Raw genomic sequence first — 17,402 nt, 5'->3', positions numbered from 1 at the left:
CTCACGGGGTGGACGAAGCCGGCGCCCGTGCGCCGGCTTTGGCTTTCTGGCGTTCGAGAAAGTCCACCTTCCACTGCTCCAGGCCGATGTACTCGCTGTCCAGATTGGCCTCGACCCGGTGCTTGTCCTTCAGCGCCGCGACCTGCGCCGCGCGCTCGCCGAGAAAACGGTCGAAGCGCGCGATCAGCTCGGGCTGGCGAGCGCTCGACAGGTGGAAGCTGCCGCGGGTGTGCGGCAGCTTGGGGTCGAACACCAGGGCGCCGGGGCGGGCGCGGATGTTGTCGAGGTAATGGGTCGCCACCACCACGTTGAAGTAGGCGCCGTCGGTGTCCTGCTTCAGCGCCTGGCGAATCATCTGGCGCAGATCGTCGCTGTAGCTCAGGCGGATCTGCCCGCTGTCGATGCGCTGCTCGTAACCGCGCGGCGTCCAGCCCTGCACCATGGCCAGGCGAGCGATGCCCTCCAGCGCCTGGCCCTGGCGCTGCGGCGCCACCAGCACGCCGTCGACGTAATCGACCACCGCCTGGCTGTAGTGCAGGGTCATGCCGTCCTTCTGCGCCTGCGCCCAGTGCGGGCTGTCCGGGTACTTGAAATCGATCTCGCCGCGCTGCAGCGCCGGCAACAGCTGCTCCACCGGCAGCGCCTTGTAACTCAGGCTGATACCGCTGTCGGCGGCGAAGGCATCCAGCACCTCGCGGGCGAAACCGCGGTAGTCGCCCTGGGCGTCGAGGCTGTAGTGCGGGGCGAACGGCAGATCCTCGACGCCGACCACATAGCTTTGCGCCAGGGCAGTGGGCGTCAGCAGAACGGCAGACAGCAGACACAGTGGTACGGGCTTCATTGCAAGCCTCCTTATTGTTGTTCTGGGAATCCGGTCAGGCGGCTCAGCCGCCGGTCATGCTCATAAAGCGCACCACCTGTACCTGCTCGTCGCTGGCGAAGTGGTGCCGCTCGGGTTTCAGGCGCAGCGCCTCGATCAGCGCCTGGCGCAGGTGCGCGCCGTCGCCGGGGTGGGCGCGCAGCAGGCGCTTGAGATCCAGCGCGTTGTCGTGGCCGAGGCAGAGCACCAGCTTGCCCTCGGCGGTGACCCGCACGCGGTTGCAGTCGCCGCAGAAGTTGTGGCTGTGCGGGGAGATAAAACCGACCCGCGTCTCGCTGCCGACCACCTGCCAGTAGCGCGACGGCCCGCCGGTGACCTGGCTGCTGCGCACCAGCGCATGGCGCTGCTCGATGCGCGCGCGCACCTCGTCGCTGGAGCAGAAGGTCTGCTCGCGCCTGTGACTGACCACGCTGCCCAGCGGCATTTCCTCGATAAAGCTGATGTCCAGGCCGCGGGCGATGGCGAACTCGACCAGATCGAGCACCTCGTCGTCGTTGCGCCCGCGCTGCACCACGCTGTTGAGCTTGATCCGCTCGAAACCGGCGGCGCGCGCCGCGTCGATGCCGGCCAGCACCTGGTCGAGCTTGTCGCGCCGGGTGAAGGCGGCGAAACGCTCGCGCTTGAGCGAATCCAGACTGACGTTCAGGCGGCGCACGCCGGCCGCGCGCAGCTGCGGCGCCAGCTCGGCCAGCTGCGTGCCGTTGGTGGTGATCGCCAGGTCGTCCAGCTCCGCGCGCGCGCCCAGGCGCTGCAGCAGGCTCAGCAGGTTCTTGCGCACCAGCGGTTCGCCGCCGGTGATGCGCACGCGCCGCACCCCGAGACCGATAAAGGCGTCGGCCACGGCGTAGAGTTCTTCCAGACTGAGAATCTGCTGGCGCGGGGCGAAGACCATGTCCTCGCTCATGCAGTAGGTGCAGCGAAAGTCGCAGCGGTCGGTGACCGACAGCCGCAGGTAGGTGATGCGCCGGCCGAAGGGGTCGACGAGTTGGGTCGTATGCACAGCCGGTCTCCTGCAGCGTCGCGCGCCGAGACTTTTTGTTATGGATATCGCTGACAGGGATAGAAACAGAAAAGCGATTTTTTGTATACAGGAATTTGACCCGAGGGTCAGATAGCCGCTGTGCGGCCCGTGGCCGCTGGCTTGAGCCCCGCGCAAGGCCGGTGCTACCATGCCCGACCGCCGCCCGGCGGCTGAGCAGATCACAGGGCCTTATGACCAGCATTCGCGAACGAAACAAAGAGCTGATCCTGCGCGCGGCCAGCGAAGAGTTCGCCGACAAGGGCTTCGCCGCCACCAAGACCAGCGACATTGCGGCCAAGGCAGGCCTGCCCAAGCCCAACGTCTACTACTACTTCAAGTCCAAGGAAAACCTCTACCGCGAGGTGCTGGAAAGCATTATCGAGCCGCTGCTGGCCGCCTCCGCGCCGTTCAACCAGGCGGGCCACCCGAGCGAGGTGCTGACCGCCTACATCCGCTCGAAGATCCGCATCTCCCGCGAGCTGCCTTACGCCTCCAAGGTATTCGCCAGCGAGATCATGCACGGCGCGCCGCACCTGTCGCCGGAGCAGACCGAACAGCTCAATGCCCAGGCCAAGCACAACATCGCCTGCATCCAGCGTTGGGTCGACCAGGGCCTGATGGCGCAGGTCGACCCGCACCACCTGCTGTTCAGCATCTGGGCCGCGACCCAGACCTATGCCGACTTCGACTGGCAGATCTCCACCGTCACCGGCAAGGCCAGCCTGGACGACGCCGACTACGAAGCTGCGGCGCAGACCATCATCCGCCTGGTGCTCAAGGGGTGCGAAGTGGCTCCGGCGCCGTCCACGGCTTCCGAGCTGGTGAGCAGCGTCTAAGCGGCTGACCGCAGCAGGGTGCGCCGTGCGTACCGAGTTAAAGAGATGTTCGGCAGCCTGCAGGACGGATCGCGCTTTACCGATCCACCGCTCCGGTGGATGTCAAAAGCGACATCCACCCTACGCAACCTCGGCGGCGCTTTAGCGGCGACGCCTCCAAGCCGCAGTCGCGGCCAATCCCCCCACAGTCGTAGCCCGAATTCAATCCGGGCGTAACGCGCACCGACGGTAAAGCCGGTGCGCCCGGCCCACCCTACGCCCCGGCATCCGCCTTCAGCCCCAGCGACTCCAGCGCGCTGACCGCACACTGCTCGTCGATATCCGAGGTGTCGCCGGTGATGCCGACGGCGCCGATCACTTCGCCGCGCTCGTCGCGGATCAGCACGCCACCCGGCGCCGGCACCAGGCTGCCCTGGGCCAGGTTGTTCACCGCCCCGATAAAGGCCGGGCGCTGCTGCGCGTCGGCGGCGATCAGGCGCGAGCCCTTGCCCAGGGCCAGCGCGCCCCAGGCCTTGCCGATGGCGATCTGCGGGCGCAGCAGGCTGGCGCCGTCCTCGCGCTGCAGGCAGATCAGATGCCCGCCGGCATCCAGTACGGCGACGGTCAGCGGCGCCGCCTTTATCTCGCGGCCCACGGCCAGCGCGCGGTTACCGATGGCGTTGGCGGTTTGCAGGTTCAAGTTGCTCATGCGGATGACTCCTGAAGTGACGAAGGGAACGAAACGCCCGGAGCGAGGCCGGCACTGCGCATGCCGACAGCCCCGGGCAATCCAAAGCTCGCCCTCACTATCCCACCAGAAACAAAAAATTCAACCACTACATACAATATTATTTTTTATTGTATACAGTTAGCGCGACACACCTCTTCGCCTGCACTGCCAACCCCGTCAAACGGGCGTTTCAAAAGAATTTGGCCAGGCGACAGGCTGCACCGGAAAAATTGTTGACCGCAAAGTCATGGCCTGCATAGAATCCGAGACAGGCGTTTTGTATACAATCTGATAACAAAAGAGGCACAAGATTATGGCCAGAATGAGAGCAATCGAGGCAGCCGTACTGGTGATGCGCCGCGAAGGCGTCGATACCGCGTTCGGCGTCCCCGGCGCTGCCATCAACCCCCTGTATGCCGCACTGAAGAAACTCGGTGGCATCGATCACGTCCTGGCCCGTCACGTCGAAGGCGCTTCGCACATGGCCGAGGGTTACACCCGCACCAATGCCGGCAACATCGGCGTGTGCATCGGTACCTCGGGCCCGGCCGGCACCGACATGGTCACCGGCCTGTACTCGGCGTCGGCCGACTCCATCCCGATTCTGTGCATCACCGGCCAGGCGCCGCGTGCGCGCATGCACAAGGAAGATTTCCAGGCGGTCGACATCACCAGCATCGTCGGCCCGGTAACCAAGTGGGCGACCACCGTGATGGAACCCGGCCAGGTGCCGCGCGCCTTCCAGCGCGCCTTCCAGGAAATGCGCAGCGGCCGTCCCGGCCCGGTGCTGATCGACCTGCCGTTCGACGTGCAGATGGCCGAGATCGAATTCGATATCGACGCCTACGAGCCGCTGCCGGTGGCCAAGCCGACCACCAGCCGCATCCAGGCCGAGAAAGCCATCGCCCTGCTCAACGAGGCCGAGCGCCCGCTGCTGGTCGCCGGTGGCGGCATCTTCAACGCCGACGCGGCGGACAAGCTGGTGGAATTCGCCGAGCTGACCGGCGTACCGGTGGTGCCGACCCTGATGGGCTGGGGCGCGATCCCCGACGACCATAAGCTGATGGTCGGCATGGTCGGCCTGCAGACCTCGCACCGCTACGGCAACGCCACCCTGCTCGCCTCCGACCTGGTGTTCGGCATCGGCAACCGCTGGGCCAACCGTCACACCGGTTCGGTGGAGGTCTACACCGAGGGCCGCAAGTTCATCCACGTCGACATCGAACCGACGCAGATCGGCCGCGTGTTCAACCCGGACCTGGGCATCGTCTCCGACGCCGGCGCCGCGCTGGACGCCTTCCTCGAGGTGGCCCGCGAGTGGCAGGCCGCCGGCAAGCTGAAGGACCGCAGCGCCTGGGTCGAAGCCTGCCGCGAGCGCAAGCGCACCCTGCAGCGCAAGACCCACTTCGACAACGTGCCGGCCAAGCCGCAGCGCGTCTACGAAGAGATGAACGAAGCCTTCGGCAAGGACACCTGCTACGTCAGCACCATCGGCCTGTCGCAGATCGCCGGCGCGCAGTTCCTCCACGTGTACAAGCCGCGCCACTGGATCAACTGCGGCCAGGCCGGCCCGCTGGGCTGGACCATTCCGGCGGCCCTCGGCGTGGTCAAGGCCGACCCGAACCGCAACGTGGTGGCGCTGTCCGGCGACTACGACTTCCAGTTCATGATCGAGGAGCTGGCCGTCGGCGCGCAGTTCAACCTGCCGTACATCCACGTGCTGGTGAACAACTCCTACCTGGGCCTGATCCGCCAGGCGCAGCGCGGCTTCGACATCGACTACTGCGTGCAGCTGGCGTTCGAGAACATCAACGCGCCGGAGCTCGACGGTTACGGCGTCGATCACGTCGCCGTGGTCGAGGGCCTGGGCTGCAAGGCGATCCGCGTGTTCGACCCGAACGAGCTGCAGAACGCCTTCGCCGAAGCCAAGCGCCTGATGGCCGAGCACCGCGTGCCGGTGGTGGTGGAGATCATCCTGGAGCGCGTCACCAACATCTCCATGGGCACCGAGATCAACGCCATCAACGAGTTCGAGGAACTGGCCGAGCGCGGCGTCGACGCGCCGACCGCCATCTCGCTGCTGGATTGATCCGTACGCCGGGTGTGCCACGCGCACCCGGCCACCACGACGTAGCCCGGATGCAATCCGGGAAGACCGCAACACCGCCCCGGATTGCATCCGGGCTACGACAAGGAGCACACCATGCCCCGTTTTGCTGCCAACCTGTCCATGCTGTTCACCGAAGTGGACTTCCTGGACCGTTTCGCCGCCGCCGCCGAAGCCGGTTTCAGCGGCGTGGAATACCTCTTCCCCTATGACTTCCCGGTGGAAGAGATCAAGGCCCGCCTGGACGCCAACCAGCTCGAGCAGGTGCTGTTTAACCTGCCGGCCGGCGACTGGGGCAAGGGCGAGCGCGGCATCGCCTGCCATCCGGATCGCGTCGAGGAATTCCGCGCCGGCGTCGACCAGGCCATCGCCTACGCCAAGGTGCTGGGCAACAAGCAGATCAACTGCCTGGCCGGCATCCGCCCGCAGGGCCTGGACTGCGCGACCGTGGAAAAGACCTTCGTCGACAACCTGCGCTACGCCGCCGACAAGCTGGCCGGCGCCGGTATCCGCCTGGTCATGGAAGCCATCAACACCCGCGACATCCCCGGCTTCTACCTGAACAACACCAAGCAGGCCCTGGACACCCGCGACAAGGTCGGCAGCACCAACCTATACCTGCAGTACGACATCTACCACATGCAGATCATGGAAGGTGACCTGGCCCGCACGGTGGAGAGCCACCTGGCCGCGATCAACCACGTGCAGCTGGCCGACAACCCGGGCCGCAATGAGCCGGGCACCGGCGAGATCAACTACCGCTTCCTCTTCGAGCACCTGGACCGCATCGGCTACCAGGGCTGGATCGGCTGTGAATACAAGCCGGCAACCACCACCGCTGCCGGCCTCGGCTGGATGAAAGCGCACAACGCAATCTGAGGAGACTCTACGCATGGCTAAAATCGGATTTATCGGCACCGGCATCATGGGCAAGCCCATGGCGCAGAACCTGCAGAAGGCCGGCCACACCCTGTTCTTCTCCGAGCACTTCGACAAGGCGCCGGCCGACCTGCTGGGCGACAACGGCATCGCCCTGGCCAACCCGAAGGAAGTGGCCCAGGAAGCCGAATTCATCATCGTCATGGTCCCGGACACCCCGCAGGTCGAAGACGTGCTGTTCCGCGACAACGGCATCGCCCAGGGCGTCGGCGCCGGCAAGGTGGTGATCGACATGAGCTCGATCTCCCCCACCGCCACCAAGGCCTTCGCCGAGAAGATCAAGGCCACCGGCGCCGCCTACCTGGACGCCCCGGTGTCCGGCGGCGAAGTCGGCGCCAAGGCCGCGACCCTGTCGATCATGGTCGGTGGTTGCCCGAACGCCTTCGAACGCGCCCTGCCGCTGTTCCAGGCCATGGGTAAGAACATCACCCGCGTCGGCGGCAACGGCGACGGCCAGACCGCCAAGGTGGCCAACCAGATCATCGTCGCGCTGAACATCCAGGCAGTCGCCGAAGCCCTGCTGTTCGCCGCCAAGAACGGCGCCGACCCGGCCAAGGTGCGTGAAGCGCTGATGGGCGGCTTCGCCGGCTCGAAGATCCTCGAAGTGCACGGCGAGCGCATGATCAAGGGCACCTTCGATCCGGGCTTCCGCATCAGCCTGCACCAGAAGGACCTCAACCTGGCGCTGTCCGGCGCCCGCGAGCTGGGCCTGAACCTGCCCAACACCGCCAATGCCCAGCAGGTGTTCAGCACCTGCGCGGCCCTCGGCGGCAGCGGCTGGGACCACTCAGCCCTGATCAAGGGTCTGGAGCACATGGCCAACTTCAATATCCGCGGCGAGTAAATCGCCGCACACGGCGCACGGTAGGGTGCGCCGTGCGCACCGATTGGCCGGGCGAGCCCCGGCACCCTTTCGACCTTCCTGGCAGGAGGTGTCACGGCCCGATTGCCAGGTCGGTCGATTCCACTCCCCAGGCGCTGCCATGCGGCGCCTGCGGACTGGAATCGATCCAGCGTCACCCCAGAACAAGAGAAAGCCGCCATGACCTTCGATCCGCAACGCCTGCTGCGCGACCTGTTCGCCACCGCCATCGCCGCCGCGCATCCGCGCCAGGTGCTGGCCGACCACCTGCCCGCCGACCGCAGCGGCCGCGTCATCGTCATCGGCGCCGGCAAGGCTGCCGCGGCCATGGCCGAGGTGATCGAGCAGGAGTGGCAAGGCGAGGTCAGCGGCCTGGTGGTGACCCGCTACGAGCACGGCGCCGACTGCAAGAAGATCGAAGTGGTGGAAGCCGCTCACCCGGTACCGGACGACGCCGGCGAGCGCGTCGCGCGCCGTGTGCTGGAGCTGGTGTCGAACCTGGCCGAAGACGACCGGGTGATCTTCCTCCTCTCCGGCGGCGGCTCCTCGCTGCTGGCCCTGCCGGCAGAGGGCATCAGCCTTAAGGACAAGCAGGCTATCAACAAGGCGCTGCTCAAATCCGGCGCCACCATCGGCGAGATGAACTGCGTGCGCAAGCACCTCTCGGCGATCAAGGGCGGTCGCCTGGCCAAGGCCTGCTGGCCGGCCACGGTCTACACCTACGCCATCTCCGACGTGCCCGGCGACGAGGCCACGGTGATCGCCTCCGGCCCCACCGTGGGCGACCCCACCACCTCGGCCGAAGCCCTGGCCATTCTTGCCCGCTACGCCATCGACATCCCGGCCAACGTGCGCGCCTGGCTGCAGGACCCGCGCTCGGAAACGGTCAAGCCGGGCGACCCGGTACTCGCCCGCAGCCACTTCCAGCTGATTGCCACGCCGCAGCAATCGCTCGACGCCGCCGCCGCCAAGGCCGAAGCGGCCGGTCTGCCAGTGCTGATTCTCGGCGACCTGGAAGGCGAGTCGCGTGACGTGGCCAAGGTGCATGCCGGCATCGCCCGCCAGGTGCAGCTGCACGGCCAGCCGATCAAACCGCCGTGCGTGATCCTCTCCGGCGGCGAAACCACCGTCACCGTGCGCGGCAACGGTCGCGGCGGGCGCAACGCCGAATTCCTCCTCAGCCTCACCGATAGCCTCAAGGGCCTGCCCGGCGTCTACGCGCTGGCCGGCGACACCGACGGCATCGACGGCTCCGAAGACAACGCCGGCGCCATCATGACCCCCTACAGCCATGCCCGCGCCGGCATCAAGGGCCTGTCTGCCCGCGACGAACTGGACAACAACAACGGCTATGGCTACTTCGCCGCCCTCGACGAGCTGATAGTCACCGGGCCGACCCGTACCAACGTCAACGATTTCCGCGCCATTCTGATCCTTGAGAGCCCTGCCCAATGAACGCCGACAAGAAAGTGAAGATCCTCGCCACCCTCGGGCCGGCGATCCGCGACGCCGCGCATATCCGCCAGCTGGTGGAAGCCGGGGTCAACCTGTTCCGCCTCAACTTCAGCCACGGCGAACACGCCGATCACGCCCAGCGTTACCAGTGGGTGCGCGAGGTGGAGCGCGAGCTGGGCCAGCCCATCGGCATCCTCATGGACCTGCAGGGGCCGAAGCTGCGTGTCGGCCGCTTTGCCGACGGCAAGGTGCAACTGGTCAACGGCCAGAGCCTGCGCCTGGACCTGGACGCCACGCCCGGCGACGCCAGCCGGGTCAACCTGCCCCACCCGGAAATCATCGAAGCCCTGCAGCCGGGCATGAGCCTGCTGCTGGACGACGGCCGCCTGCGCCTGAAGGTGACCGCCAAGCAGGCCGATGCCGTGATCACCGAGGTGGTCGCCGGTGGCGAGCTGTCCGACCGCAAGGGCGTCAACGTGCCCGAGGCCGTGCTGCAGCTGTCGCCGCTGACCGAGAAGGACCGCCGCGACCTGGCGTTCGGCCTGGAGCTGGGCGTGGACTGGGTGGCGCTGTCGTTCGTGCAGCGCCCCGAGGACATAGTCGAGGCCCGTGAACTGATCCAGGGCAAGGCCTTCCTCATGGCCAAGATCGAGAAGCCCTCGGCGGTGCAGCATCTCGAAGAAATCGCCAAGCTGTGTGACGCCATCATGGTGGCGCGCGGTGACCTGGGCGTGGAAGTGCCGGCCGAGAACGTGCCGCGCATCCAGAAGGACATCGTGCGCACCTGCCGCCAACTGGGCCGCCCGGTGGTCGTCGCCACGCAGATGCTCGAATCCATGCGCTTCTCGCCGGCGCCGACCCGCGCCGAAGTCACCGACGTGGCCAACGCCGTCGCCGAAGGCGCCGATGCGGTGATGCTGTCGGCCGAGACCGCCTCCGGCGACTACCCGCTGGAAACCGTGCAGATGATGAGCAAGATCATCCGCCAGGTGGAGAACGGCCCGGACTACCAGAGCCAGCTCGACGTCGGCCGCCCGCAGGCCGAGGCCACCGCCAGCGACGCCATCAGCTGCGCCATCCGCCGTATCAGCGCGATCCTGCCTGTGGCGGCATTGGTCAACTACACCGAATCCGGCAGCTCCAGCCTGCGCGCCTCGCGCGAGCGGCCCAAGGCGCCGATCCTCAGCCTGACCCCGAGCCTGACCACCGCGCGGCGCCTGACCGTGGCCTGGGGCATCTACTCGGTGGTCAACGAGCGCCTGCACAAGGTCGAGGAAGTCACCAGCACCGCACTGGAGATCGCCCAGGCCCAGGGCATGGCCCAGCGCGGCGACACCGTGGTGATCACCGCCGGCGAACCCTTCGGCCAGCCCGGCAGCACCAACAGCCTGAGGATCGAAACCCTGCATTGAGCCGGCGGCGCTCAACGCAATAAAGCACCGGAGCCCGGATGAAATCCGGGGAAATCCCCCTGTTTCCCCGACTTCATCCGCACTACACGCGGCCTTGTGGGAGCGGCTTCCGCCGCGAATGAATCCAGGAAGAACGCGTTCCCCGAGCCCCGCACGGGCATAACCAGTTTGCAGGCGCCCATCGGACGCCTCTTTTTGTTTCGAGTCCAGCATGTCGCCTCTCTCTTCCCACCCTGCCCTGCAGGGCCTGCGCGCCCTGCTTTGCGGCTTCGCCCAGATCTTCCTGCAGCAACACCCCGGTTGCGGCCTGCTGGTGCTGCTGGCGATCGTGCTCGGCGCACCCGACCTGCTCGGCGGCGCGCTGCTCGGCGGCCTGGCCTCGATGCTGGTGGCGCAGCGCCGCGGCTACCCGCAGGCGGACATCGCCATCGGCCTGTACGGCTACAACGGCATCCTGCTCGGCCTGCTGCTCAGCCTGAAACTGGCCTGGACGCCGCTGCTGCCGCTGCTGATCGTCGCCAGCGCCGGGCTCTCCAGCCTGCTGCTGGCCCCCTGGATGCGGCGCATGCGCCAGTATGGCTGGCTGCCGGCCTTCACCTTCCCGTTCGTCTTGCTGGGCTGGGCACTGCTGGCCCTGGCCGCCCCGCTGGGCCTGCCGCCGGCGCCGCCAGCGGCAGCGCCCGGCATGCCCGAGCTGGTCGGCGTGGAGCTGCTGCTGGCGGTGCTGCGCGGCCTGGGCCAGGTGATCTTCCTCGACGCGCCGCTGGCCGGCCTCGCCCTGCTGCTCGGCCTGCTGCTGGCCGACCGCCGCGCCGCGCTGTGGGCCGTGCTGGGCTCGAGCGCCGGCTTCGCCCTCGCCCTGCTGCAGGGCTGGCCCAGTGACGGCGCCCTGGCCGGACTCTACGGCTACAACGCCAGCCTCGCCGCCATCGCGTTGGCCCAGGTACAGCGCCCCCCCCTCGCGCCGCTGTGCGGCCTGCTGCTGGCCCTGCTGCTGCAACCGGGTTTCGCCGCTCTCGAAATACCGGCGCTGACCATGCCCTTCATCCTCGCCTGCTGGCTGGTCAAGGCCAGCGCGCAACGCTGGCGTCAGGCGGTGAAGGACAGCGCGCCGCGGCGCCAACCCTGAACAGTCTCGACCGGGCCGATCCCCAGTACGCAAAACGGCGCCCTGGGGGCGCCGTGCGTCGAGCGGAGAAGCCGACTTCAGCGACTCTGGTACTGCCGGTAGAGCCCCGGCGGGATGCCGCTGCTGTCGGTGGCGCGCCAGGGCCCGCCGGGCTGCGGCGACCAGCTCCAGCCGCTGGCCCAGCGATAGAAGATGCGCTCGCGGTAGTAGAGGTCGCGCGCGCCCTCGACCACGTAGACGCCCAGCGCCGGGTTCCAGTGGCTGGCCACGCCCGGCGGCGGCGCGTAGCGCGGGTGGGACGGCTGCTGCACCGGCGGCAGCGAGCCGAGCGGCGCACTCGGCTGCACGGCGCAACCGACCAGGCTCAGGCTGAGCGCGCCGAGCAGCGCCAGGCGCTTCATTGCGCCTGGCCGTCGCGGCTGTCGATCAGCAGCGCCTGGGTGTCGCGCGCGGTGTTCGACACCGGCCCGCGCTGGCCGATCCACTCGCCGCGGGTGGCATTGCCCTCGCGCGATACCCGCGCCACCAGCTGCACCTGTTCGAAGGCCGACAGCTTGAGCTCGGGCATCATCGCATCGACATCCGACAGGCTGACCTGCGCCGGCAGGTCGGAAACCTTCAGGCGCTTGACCGCCAGCGGCATGGGCGGGCCGCTCAAGGCACGGGCGAAGACGAAGACGCTGTCGTCCGGCTGTACCTGCGCCTGCACCTCGGGCGACAGCGCCACGCTGACTTCCAGGGCATGCACCTTGGCGCCCGGCGCGGCGGCGGCCGGCGGCTGCTCGCCTTCGCCGATCTGCTGACGGGCGCGCTCGATGCCGCCGGCAATCGCCGCGCGCGAGGGGTCCTGTTCCGGCAGCACCGCCACCAGACGCTCCCAGTAGCGCACCGCATCGGCGTAACGCTGGCTCTCGTAGGCGGCGATGCCGAGCAGGCCGAGGCTGGTCACCTCTTGCGGGTCGGCCTTCAGCGCCTCGTCGGTCAGCGCCTGCAGCTGGTCATTCCACTGCTTGCCGCCGGCGAAGTACAGCGCCTGCGCCCACTGGCCGAGCAGCTCCGGCGCACGGCCGGCCAGCTTCACCGCCTGCTCGAAGGCCTTGGCCGCATCAGCGGCGCGCTCCTGGGCCATATAGGTGCGGCCGAGGAAGTACCAGGCCTCGGCCGATTCCGGGTTGTCCTTGAGCGACTGTTCCAGGCGCGCGGTCATCTCTTCGATGCTCTGCGGCTGCTGCGCGGCCAGCTGGCGGGTCTGCACGACCTGAGCCAGGGCGCCCCAGTGCATGTACAGGCCGACGCCCAGCAGCGGCACCAGGATGGCGGCGAGCAGCGGGATCTTGCCGCCGAGCACGCCGCTGCGGCGCTGCACGCCTTCGGTGTCGGCCAGCAGTTCGCGCGCGGCCTCGGCGCGGCCAGCCTCGAGCTGGGCGTCGTCGAGCACGCCGGCCTGGCGCTGAGTTTCCAGCTCCTGCAGGCGCTCCTGGTAGAGGGTGACGTTGAGGGCGGTGCGGTCTTCCTCGGCCTGCAGCTTGCGAATGCGCAGCACCGGGATCAGCAGAAACGCCAGGGCGGTCAGCAGCAGCAACCCGGCGGGCAACCAGAAATCGATCATTGGTCTTTCTTGTCCTGAGAGTTTTGCTCGAGCAGCGCGGCGAGGCGCTGCTGCTCATCGGCGGAGAGGCCGGCGGCCGGGCGCGTCTTCTGCTGCTTGCGGCGGCGCAGGACGATGGTCCCGAGCACGCCGAAGCCGATCAGCAGCAGGCCGGCCGGGCCGTACCAGAGCAGCAGGGTGCGCCCGGTGACGGGCGGGTTGTAGAGCACGAAGTCGCCGTAGCGCGAGACCAGGAAGTCGATGATCTGCTCGTTGCTCTTGCCCTCCTCCAGCATGCGGAAGATCTCGCGGCGCAGGTCCATGGCGATCGGCGCGTCGGAATCGGCGATGTTCTGGTTCTGGCACTTGGGGCAGCGCAGTTCTTCGATCAGGTTGCGGTAGCGCTGGCGCTCCGCCTCGCTGGCGAACTCGAAGGTGTCGATGGCCGCCTGGGCGCCGGCCAGCAGGCCGAGGCTGAGGCCGCAACTGAGCAGCAGGCGCTTCATGGCTGCACCTCGTCGGCCAGTTGCTGGTAGATCGGCGCCAGCTTCTCGCGCCAGACGCGCTCGTCGATGGTGCCGACGAACTTGTGGCGGATAATGCCCTGGGCATCGACGAAGAAGGTTTCCGGCGCGCCGTACACGCCCAGGTCCAGGCCCAGGCTGCCCTTGGCGTCCTCGATATTGAGCTGGTAGGGGTTGTGCAGGTCGCGCAGCCATTGCTGCGCCGGCTCGCGTTCGTCCTTGTAGTTGACCCCGTGGATCACCACGCCGGCCTCGGCCAGCTTGTTCAGCACCGGGTGCTCGTGGCGACAGGCCGGGCACCAGGTAGCCCAGACGTTGACCAGCGCCGGTTTGCCCTTGAGGTCCTCCTGAGTCAGGGTGCGCGCCGGATCGTCCAGCGCCGGCAGGCTGAAGGCCGGAAAGGGCTTGCCGATCAGCGCCGAGGGCAGCTCGGAGGGGTCGAGGAACAGCCCGCGGTAGAGAAATACCGTGATGCCGAGAAAGGCCAGCAGCGGCAGCAGCAGCAACAGTCGTTTCATGCCTTGGCCTCCGCCATGCCGAGCGCCTCGCGCACGCGGGTGCGCACCTTGATCCGGTAACGCGAATCGCTGGCGGCGAGGAAACCGCCAAGGCCCATCAGCAGCGCGCCCAGCCAGATCCAGCGGACGAAGGGTTTGATGTGCACGCGCACCGCCCAGGCGCCCTGCTCCAGCGGCTCGCCGAGGGCGACGAAGAGGTCGCGGGTGAAGCCGGCGTCGATGCCCGCCTCGGTCATGGTCGCCTGCTGCACGGTGTACAGACGCTTCTCCGGGTGCAGCACCTTGATCTGCCGCTCGCCGTCGAACACCCGCACCGTGCCCTTGTCGGAGATGAAGTTGGGGCCCTCATGGTGCACCGCACCGTCGAACTGGAAGCGATAACCGCCGAGTTCCACCGAATCGCCCGGCGCCATGCGCAGGTCGCGCTCGTAGCTGCCCAGGCTGGTCAGCACCACGCCGAGGGCGCATACCGCGAAACCGAAATGTGCCATCTGCATGCCCCAGTAGCTGCGACCGAGGCTCGGCAGGCCCTTGAGCAGGCCCTTGTGACGGGTCTTGTCGAGGATGTCGCGGGCACCGGCCAGCACCACCCAGGCCGCCAGCAGGCAGACGGCGAGCACCGCCCAGTGGAAGTCGCCGTGGACGAAGGTGGCGACCAGCGCCAGCACCACGCTGGCCACCAACACCGGCGCCAGCATGCGCCCGAGCCAGTGCAGCGGGGTGTCCTTCCAGCGCACCAGCACGCCGACGCTGATCACTGCCATCAGCAGCGCCATCAGCGGCACGAACAGCGCGTTGAAGTAAGGCGGGCCGACCGACAGCTTGGCCCCGGTCAGTGCGTCGAGCACCAGCGGGTAGAGGGTGCCGAGCAGGATCATCGCCGCGGCCACCACCAGCACGATGTTGTTGACCAGCAGCAGGGTCTCGCGCGACCACAGGCCGAAGCCGACCTGGCTGCGCACCACCGGCGCGCGCAGGGCGAACAGCGCCAGCGAGCCGCCCACCACCAGCAGCAGGAAGGCGAGGATGAACACGCCGCGCTCGGGGTCGGTGGCGAAGGCATGTACCGAGGTCAGCACCCCGGAACGCACCAGGAAGGTACCGAGCAGGCTGAGGGAGAAGGCGGCGATGGCCAGCAGCACGGTCCAGCTCTTGAACACGCCGCGCTTCTCGGTCACCGCCAGCGAGTGAATCAAAGCCGTCCCCACCAGCCAGGGCATAAAGGAGGCGTTCTCCACCGGGTCCCAGAACCACCAGCCGCCCCAGCCCAGCTCGTAGTAGGCCCACCAGGAGCCCAGGGCGATACCGATGCCGAGGAAGGCCCAGGCGACTATGGTCCACGGACGCGACCAGCGCGCCCAGGCGGCGTCCAACTTGCCGCCGAGCAGCGCGGCGATGGCGAAGGCGAAGGCCACCGAGAAGCCGACGTAGCCCATGTACAGCATCGGCGGATGGACGATCAGGCCGAAGTCCTGCAGCAGCGGGTTGAGGTCGCGGCCGTCCATCGGCGCATTCGGCAGCAGGCGCTCGAAGGGGTTGGAGGTGACGATCAGAAACAGCAGGAAGCCGATGCTGATCATGCCCATCACCGCCAGCACGCGGGCCAGCATCTCTTCCGGCAAGTGGCGGGAGAAGATCGCCACGGCGAAGGTCCAGCCGGCCAGGATCAGCGCCCACAGCAGCAGCGAGCCTTCGTGGGCGCCCCACACGGCGCTGAACTTGTAGTACCAGGGCAGCGCGCTGTTGGAGTTGTTGGCCACGTAGGCGACGGAGAAGTCGTCGACCATGAAGGCGTAGGTCAGGCAGAGGAAGGAAAACAGCAGGAAGGCGAACTGGCCCCAGGCGGCCGGCTGCGCCAGGCTCATCCACTGGTGGTCGCCGCGCCAGGCGCCGATCAGCGGTAGCGTGGCCTGCACCAGGCACAGGCACAGCGCCAGGATCATCGCCAGATGGCCGAGCTCGGGGATCATTGCGCACTCTCCTGCTGGTAGGCCTGTTTGCCGGCGGTGGCGGTGTCGTGCTGCTGCTTCATGCCGCTCTTTTCCAGCGCCTGCATCACTTCCGGCGGCATGTAGTTCTCGTCGTGCTTGGCCAGCACCTCGTCGGCCACCAGCACGCCCTGCTCGTTGACCTTGCCCAGGGCGACGATGCCCTGGCCCTCGCGGAACAGGTCGGGGAGGATGCCCAGGTAGCGGATGGTGATGCCCTTGGCGCCGTCGGTGACCACGAAGTCCACCTCCAGGCTGTCCGGCGAGCGCTTCACCGAGCCCTCCTCCACCAGCCCGCCGGCGCGGATGCGGGTATCGAGCGGCGCCTCGCCGTCGGCGATCTGGGTCGGGGTGTAAAACAGGTTGATGTTCTCCTGCAGCGCGGTCAGCGCCAGGGCCACGGCGATGCTAACGCCGCAGAGGATGGCCAGGACGATGTACAGACGTTTCTTGCGGACCGGATTCACTTCGACTTCTCCCGGCGCAAACGGCGCGCCTCGTCTTGCAGGTAACGGCGGCGCGCCAGGATCGGCCACGCCACATTCAGCGCCAGCACCGCCAGGCTGATGCCGTAGGCGCTCCACACGTAGGCGCCATGGCTGCCCATGGCGAGAAACTCGGCGAAGGAGGAAAAACTCATGCCTTGCCCTCCACCAGGGATTCGACCTCGGCTTTCACCCAACTGCTGCGCGCCTCGCGCTTGAGCACCTCGGTGCGCATGCGGTAGAGCAGCACGGCGCCGAAGAAGCAGTAGAAGCCGAGCACGGCGAGCAGCAGCGGTAGCCACATTTCCACCGGCATGGCCGGCTTCTCGGTGATCTTGAAGGTGGCGGTCTGGTGCAGCGAGTTCCACCACTCCACCGAGTACTTGATGATCGGGATATTGACCACCCCGACTATGGCCAGCACCGCGCAGGCCTTGGCCGCGCTGTCGCGGTTGCTGATGGCGTTGCCCAGGGCGATCACGCCGAAGTAGAGGAACAGCAGGATCAGCATCGAGGTCAGGCGCGCGTCCCACACCCAATAGGTGCCCCAGGTCGGCTTGCCCCAGATGGCGCCGGTGAGCAGGGCGATGGCGGTCATCCAGGCGCCGATGGGCGCGGCCTGCTGCAGGGCGACGTCGGCCAGCTTCATCTTCCACACCAGACCGACCAGGCCGGCGACCGCCAGCATCACGTAGATCGACTGGGCGAGGAAGGCCGCCGGTACGTGGATGTAGATGATCCGGAAGCTGTTGCCCTGCTGGTAGTCCGGCGGCGCGAAGGCCAGGCCCCAGACCAGCCCGGTGGCGATCAGCAGCCCGGCGGCGATGCTCAGCCAGGGCAGCCAGCGGCCGCTGATCTCATAGAACCACTTGGGCGAACCCCACTTGTGAAACCACGTCCAGTTCATCGCTCGACTCATCACTCAAACGTGGCCCGGATGCAATCCGGG

At 67.6% G+C, this 17,402-nt stretch carries 18 protein-coding genes; 7 read left to right on the top strand and 11 right to left on the bottom strand.

Going from position 1 to position 17,402, the window contains the following annotated elements; translation table 11 throughout:
- Position 1 precedes the first annotated feature (1 nt).
- Positions 2 to 841 carry a substrate-binding periplasmic protein gene (locus ACW9UL_RS09535; protein ID WP_457790391.1) on the bottom strand — a complete coding sequence of 280 codons (840 nt, stop codon included), beginning with the start codon at positions 839 to 841 and terminating at the stop codon, positions 2 to 4.
- A 43-nt stretch (positions 842 to 884) separates the two neighbouring features.
- Positions 885 to 1,880: a GTP 3',8-cyclase MoaA gene (gene moaA / locus ACW9UL_RS09530; RefSeq protein ID WP_457790389.1), complete on the bottom strand. Its 996-nt coding sequence runs from the start codon at positions 1,878 to 1,880 to the stop codon at positions 885 to 887.
- Between the two features lie 212 nt (positions 1,881 to 2,092).
- Between moaA and ACW9UL_RS09525 the strand changes: the two genes are divergently transcribed.
- Positions 2,093 to 2,737, top strand: a complete 645-nt coding sequence (locus ACW9UL_RS09525) for a TetR/AcrR family transcriptional regulator (protein ID WP_021442613.1) — start codon at positions 2,093 to 2,095, stop codon at positions 2,735 to 2,737.
- Positions 2,738 to 2,990: 253 nt separating this feature from the next.
- On the opposite strand, the gene ACW9UL_RS09520 is transcribed toward ACW9UL_RS09525, so the two are convergent.
- Positions 2,991 to 3,425, bottom strand: coding sequence for a GlcG/HbpS family heme-binding protein (locus ACW9UL_RS09520; protein WP_021442614.1), 435 nt, complete (start codon positions 3,423 to 3,425; stop codon positions 2,991 to 2,993).
- A 334-nt stretch (positions 3,426 to 3,759) separates the two neighbouring features.
- Between ACW9UL_RS09520 and gcl the strand changes: the two genes are divergently transcribed.
- The 6 genes from gcl (at position 3,760) to ACW9UL_RS09490 (ending at position 11,350) form a co-directional block, all read left to right on the top strand.
- A complete protein-coding gene (gene gcl / locus ACW9UL_RS09515) occupies positions 3,760 to 5,535 on the top strand; it encodes a glyoxylate carboligase (protein WP_457790386.1) in 1,776 nt (591 codons plus the stop codon).
- Positions 5,536 to 5,649: 114 nt separating this feature from the next.
- The gene (gene hyi, locus ACW9UL_RS09510; protein WP_457790384.1) at positions 5,650 to 6,432 is read left to right on the top strand and encodes a hydroxypyruvate isomerase; all 783 of its coding nucleotides are present in this window, start codon (positions 5,650 to 5,652) and stop codon (positions 6,430 to 6,432) included.
- 13 nt (positions 6,433 to 6,445) lie between these two features.
- Positions 6,446 to 7,336 (top strand): 2-hydroxy-3-oxopropionate reductase, encoded by an 891-nt coding sequence (locus tag ACW9UL_RS09505; protein ID WP_017679198.1) that lies wholly within the window; start codon positions 6,446 to 6,448, stop codon positions 7,334 to 7,336.
- Positions 7,337 to 7,534: 198 nt separating this feature from the next.
- A complete protein-coding gene (locus ACW9UL_RS09500; RefSeq protein WP_457790382.1) occupies positions 7,535 to 8,809 on the top strand; it encodes a glycerate kinase type-2 family protein in 1,275 nt (424 codons plus the stop codon).
- Entirely contained in the window at positions 8,806 to 10,221 is a 1,416-nt protein-coding gene (pyk, locus tag ACW9UL_RS09495; RefSeq protein WP_457790380.1) for a pyruvate kinase, read from the top strand. Before ACW9UL_RS09500 ends, pyk begins: the two co-directional genes overlap by 4 nt.
- Before the next feature lie 211 nt (positions 10,222 to 10,432).
- Positions 10,433 to 11,350, top strand: coding sequence for an urea transporter (locus ACW9UL_RS09490; RefSeq protein ID WP_457790378.1), 918 nt, complete (start codon positions 10,433 to 10,435; stop codon positions 11,348 to 11,350).
- Between the two features lie 77 nt (positions 11,351 to 11,427).
- Here the strand turns inward: ACW9UL_RS09490 and ACW9UL_RS09485 are convergent, their stop codons facing one another.
- The 8 genes from ACW9UL_RS09485 to ACW9UL_RS09450 are packed head-to-tail and all read right to left on the bottom strand — an operon-like array spanning position 11,428 to position 17,360.
- Positions 11,428 to 11,751 (bottom strand): hypothetical protein, encoded by a 324-nt coding sequence (locus tag ACW9UL_RS09485; RefSeq protein ID WP_457790376.1) that lies wholly within the window; start codon positions 11,749 to 11,751, stop codon positions 11,428 to 11,430.
- Positions 11,748 to 12,959, bottom strand: coding sequence for a c-type cytochrome biogenesis protein CcmI (ccmI, locus tag ACW9UL_RS09480; RefSeq protein ID WP_457790374.1), 1,212 nt, complete (start codon positions 12,957 to 12,959; stop codon positions 11,748 to 11,750). The genes ACW9UL_RS09485 and ccmI overlap by 4 nt, the downstream gene beginning before the upstream one ends.
- A complete protein-coding gene (locus tag ACW9UL_RS09475; RefSeq protein ID WP_021443798.1) occupies positions 12,956 to 13,444 on the bottom strand; it encodes a cytochrome c-type biogenesis protein in 489 nt (162 codons plus the stop codon). Before ACW9UL_RS09475 ends, ccmI begins: the two co-directional genes overlap by 4 nt.
- Positions 13,441 to 13,980, bottom strand: a complete 540-nt coding sequence (locus tag ACW9UL_RS09470) for a DsbE family thiol:disulfide interchange protein (RefSeq protein WP_457790372.1) — start codon at positions 13,978 to 13,980, stop codon at positions 13,441 to 13,443. The genes ACW9UL_RS09475 and ACW9UL_RS09470 overlap by 4 nt, the downstream gene beginning before the upstream one ends.
- Positions 13,977 to 15,950, bottom strand: coding sequence for a heme lyase CcmF/NrfE family subunit (locus tag ACW9UL_RS09465; RefSeq protein WP_397497367.1), 1,974 nt, complete (start codon positions 15,948 to 15,950; stop codon positions 13,977 to 13,979). The genes ACW9UL_RS09470 and ACW9UL_RS09465 overlap by 4 nt, the downstream gene beginning before the upstream one ends.
- A complete protein-coding gene (ccmE, locus tag ACW9UL_RS09460) occupies positions 15,947 to 16,435 on the bottom strand; it encodes a cytochrome c maturation protein CcmE (RefSeq protein WP_457790370.1) in 489 nt (162 codons plus the stop codon). Before ccmE ends, ACW9UL_RS09465 begins: the two co-directional genes overlap by 4 nt.
- Positions 16,432 to 16,608 (bottom strand): heme exporter protein CcmD, encoded by a 177-nt coding sequence (gene ccmD, locus ACW9UL_RS09455; RefSeq protein ID WP_021443802.1) that lies wholly within the window; start codon positions 16,606 to 16,608, stop codon positions 16,432 to 16,434. Before ccmD ends, ccmE begins: the two co-directional genes overlap by 4 nt.
- Positions 16,605 to 17,360 carry a heme ABC transporter permease gene (locus tag ACW9UL_RS09450; protein WP_457790367.1) on the bottom strand — a complete coding sequence of 252 codons (756 nt, stop codon included), beginning with the start codon at positions 17,358 to 17,360 and terminating at the stop codon, positions 16,605 to 16,607. Before ACW9UL_RS09450 ends, ccmD begins: the two co-directional genes overlap by 4 nt.
- Between the last annotated feature and the right edge of the window lie 42 nt (positions 17,361 to 17,402).

The sequence above is a fragment of the Pseudomonas sp. PL-6 genome (assembly GCF_054110165.1).
Note: the sequence above shows the minus strand (reverse complement) of the source record. Positions and strands in the feature narration are given on the sequence as shown.

Bases quoted from the DNA above. Each gene is read 5' to 3' on its own strand.
- ACW9UL_RS09470 (WP_457790372.1), bottom strand. From the start codon at position 13,980: ATGAAACGACTGTTGCTGCTGCTGCCGCTGCTGGCCTTTCTCGGCATC.
- ACW9UL_RS09490 (WP_457790378.1), top strand. From the start codon at position 10,433: ATGTCGCCTCTCTCTTCCCACCCTGCCCTGCAGGGCCTGCGCGCCCTG.
- ccmI (WP_457790374.1), bottom strand. From the start codon at position 12,959: ATGATCGATTTCTGGTTGCCCGCCGGGTTGCTGCTGCTGACCGCCCTG.
- hyi (WP_457790384.1), top strand. From the start codon at position 5,650: ATGCCCCGTTTTGCTGCCAACCTGTCCATGCTGTTCACCGAAGTGGAC.
- ACW9UL_RS09525 (WP_021442613.1), top strand. From the start codon at position 2,093: ATGACCAGCATTCGCGAACGAAACAAAGAGCTGATCCTGCGCGCGGCC.
- ACW9UL_RS09505 (WP_017679198.1), top strand. From the start codon at position 6,446: ATGGCTAAAATCGGATTTATCGGCACCGGCATCATGGGCAAGCCCATG.
- ccmD (WP_021443802.1), bottom strand. From the start codon at position 16,608: ATGAGTTTTTCCTCCTTCGCCGAGTTTCTCGCCATGGGCAGCCATGGC.
- pyk (WP_457790380.1), top strand. From the start codon at position 8,806: ATGAACGCCGACAAGAAAGTGAAGATCCTCGCCACCCTCGGGCCGGCG.
- gcl (WP_457790386.1), top strand. From the start codon at position 3,760: ATGGCCAGAATGAGAGCAATCGAGGCAGCCGTACTGGTGATGCGCCGC.
- ACW9UL_RS09500 (WP_457790382.1), top strand. From the start codon at position 7,535: ATGACCTTCGATCCGCAACGCCTGCTGCGCGACCTGTTCGCCACCGCC.
- ACW9UL_RS09520 (WP_021442614.1), bottom strand. From the start codon at position 3,425: ATGAGCAACTTGAACCTGCAAACCGCCAACGCCATCGGTAACCGCGCG.
- ACW9UL_RS09485 (WP_457790376.1), bottom strand. From the start codon at position 11,751: ATGAAGCGCCTGGCGCTGCTCGGCGCGCTCAGCCTGAGCCTGGTCGGT.
- ACW9UL_RS09465 (WP_397497367.1), bottom strand. From the start codon at position 15,950: ATGATCCCCGAGCTCGGCCATCTGGCGATGATCCTGGCGCTGTGCCTG.
- ACW9UL_RS09450 (WP_457790367.1), bottom strand. From the start codon at position 17,360: ATGAACTGGACGTGGTTTCACAAGTGGGGTTCGCCCAAGTGGTTCTAT.
- ACW9UL_RS09535 (WP_457790391.1), bottom strand. From the start codon at position 841: ATGAAGCCCGTACCACTGTGTCTGCTGTCTGCCGTTCTGCTGACGCCC.
- ACW9UL_RS09475 (WP_021443798.1), bottom strand. From the start codon at position 13,444: ATGAAGCGCCTGCTGCTCAGTTGCGGCCTCAGCCTCGGCCTGCTGGCC.